At 70.6% G+C, this 2,152-nt stretch carries 3 protein-coding genes; 2 read left to right on the top strand and 1 reads right to left on the bottom strand.

The annotated features are described in order from the left end of the window. Positions 1-93: 93 nt before the first annotated feature. Positions 94-429: a hypothetical protein gene (locus tag ACFVJS_RS23360; protein ID WP_378885529.1), complete on the top strand. Its 336-nt coding sequence runs from the start codon at positions 94-96 to the stop codon at positions 427-429. 5 nt (positions 430-434) lie between these two features. On the opposite strand, the gene ACFVJS_RS23355 is transcribed toward ACFVJS_RS23360, so the two are convergent. Beyond that, on the bottom strand, positions 435-1,166 hold the full coding sequence (locus ACFVJS_RS23355) for an AAA family ATPase (protein ID WP_378885522.1): 732 nt from the start codon (positions 1,164-1,166) through the stop codon (positions 435-437). Positions 1,167-1,215: 49 nt separating this feature from the next. Between ACFVJS_RS23355 and ligD the strand changes: the two genes are divergently transcribed. After that, a partial coding sequence (gene ligD, locus ACFVJS_RS23350) for a non-homologous end-joining DNA ligase (RefSeq protein ID WP_378885520.1) occupies positions 1,216-2,152 on the top strand: 937 nt, incomplete at its 3' end.

Here is a 2,152-nt window from a genome sequence, read left to right as displayed (position 1 = left end):
GGCGCACGGGGCCCGGGTCTACCTGACCAACGCCAAGGCCGACGAGTTCTCGGGCCAGCAGGTCCACGGACCCCGTGCACCGGCCTCGGGGCACTGCGTCGCCGGCCGGAGGCGCGGTGGCGGCGAGCCACGGCGGATCTCGACGTGCTCGTCGGTCTCCAGCGCTCCCTTCTCGACCGGGCGCTCGACCTGACCCGACCGGGCGGCGTGGTGCTCTACGCGACCTGCTCGCCGGTGCTGGCGGAGACGAGGGACGTGGTGCAGGGCGTACTCGCGGCTCGAGCCGACGTCAGTCTGGGGCCCATCGCCGCCACCGCCGGCAACGTGCCCGACAGTGCCGGACCGATCGAGGGCACCGTGCAGCTGTGGCCGCACCGGCACGGCACCGATGCGATGTTCCTGGCGCTGCTGCGCCGCACCCCCGCGTGAGCTTCTCAGTCGAGGATGTGGCGTAGGTAGCGGCGCGGGTCGTCGAGGTAGCTGCGCCAGTGGCGCACGAGCTCGAGGTCTTCCCAGGCCGTCTCGCGCAGGCCCCAGTCGCCGACCTCGATGATGGTGGCGCCGGGCATCGCGGCGAGCACGGGCGAGTGGGTGGCACAGAGCACCTGCCCACCGTCGCGCACCACCCCGTCGAGGGTGGCGATCAGTCCCATCGTCGACATGAACGACAGCGCCGCCTCGGGCTCGTCGAGACAGTAGAAGCCCGGGGAGTCGAAACGCTGGCGCAGCACCGCGAGGAACGACTCGCCGTGGCTCATCTCGTGGAACGCCGGCTCGCCCGCGGGCGAGCCGCCGAGATCCTCCATGTAGGTGTACCAGCCGTGCATCGTCTCCGCGCGGAGGAAGAACCCCCAGCGCCCGGCGCCCAGGCCGCGCTGGAGTCGCAGAGCGCTGCCCAGAGGCGACTCCGAGGCCCGTGTCGAGTGTCTGGTGTTGCGCGAGCCGCCCTCGGGATTGAGTCCGTACGCCGTCGCGACCGCTTCGACGATCGTCGACTTTCCCGAGCCGTTCTCCCCGACCAGGAACGTGACGCCGGCGCCGAGATCGAGCCCCTTCGCGACGACCTGGGCAACGGCCGGGACGGTCAGCGGCCATTCGTCGGGCGGCAGTGCCTCACGCGTCGGGTCCGTCTCGACGCGTACGACGGGAGGCTGGTCGAAGTCCATGCCCCGAATAGTAGGAGGGGCTCGGGATCCGTGGCCTACGCTGGCGAGCATGACCAAGGCATCGCCGTCGGTGGAGATAGAGGTCGACAACCGCGTCGTCAGGATCTCCAATCCCGATCGGGTCTACTTCCCAAAGATCGGTGCGACGAAGCTCGATGTGGCGCAGTACTACCTCGCCGTCGGTCCCGGGATCGTCAACGCGCTGTGGGAGCGCCCGTGCATGCTCCACCGTTTCCCGAAGGGGCTGGCGGGGCCGAAGGTGCACCAGAAGCGGCTGCCGCAGGGCGCGCCCGACTGGATCGAGACCGTACGCCTCTACTTCCCGCGCTGGGGTCGCACGGCTGACGAGCTCTGCGTGACCGAGCTCGGCGCGGTGATCTGGGCGGTCCAGATGTCGACGGTCGAGTTCCACCCGTGGAACAGCCGCCGCGAGGACACCGAGAAGCCCGACGAGTGGCGCATCGACCTCGACCCCGGACCCGAGTGCCCGTTCTCGACGGTGCAGACCGTCGCCGGCGTTGTCCGCGAGCTGCTCGACGAGCTCGGAGCGGTCGGCTATCCGAAGACGAGCGGCGGCTCCGGGATGCACGTCTACGTTCGGATCCCGGCGGAGCACGGGTTCCAGGACGTACGCCGCGCCGCGCACGCCTTCGCGCGCGAGGTCGAGCGCCGGGCACCGAAGCTGGTCACCACCGCCTGGTGGCGCAAGGACCGCGACCCGGCGCAGCTCTTCGTCGACTTCAACCAGAACACCCGCGACCACACGATCGCGTGCGCCTACTCGATCCGCGGCGTCGCCGACGGCCGGGTCTCCACCCCGATCACCTGGGAGGAGACCAAGGACGTCGACCCGCGCGACTTCACGATGCGTACGGTGCCGGCGCGGTTCGCGGAGATCGGCGACCTGCACGCCGACATCGATGACCACCCGTTCTCGATCGAGCCGCTGCTGGAGTGGGCCGACCGCGACGAGAGCGGCGGCGCCG

The organism is Nocardioides sp. NPDC057772, assembly GCF_042798075.1.
In the GTDB taxonomy this organism is placed as follows: domain Bacteria; phylum Actinomycetota; class Actinomycetes; order Propionibacteriales; family Nocardioidaceae; genus Nocardioides.
Note: the sequence above shows the minus strand (reverse complement) of the source record. Positions and strands in the feature narration are given on the sequence as shown.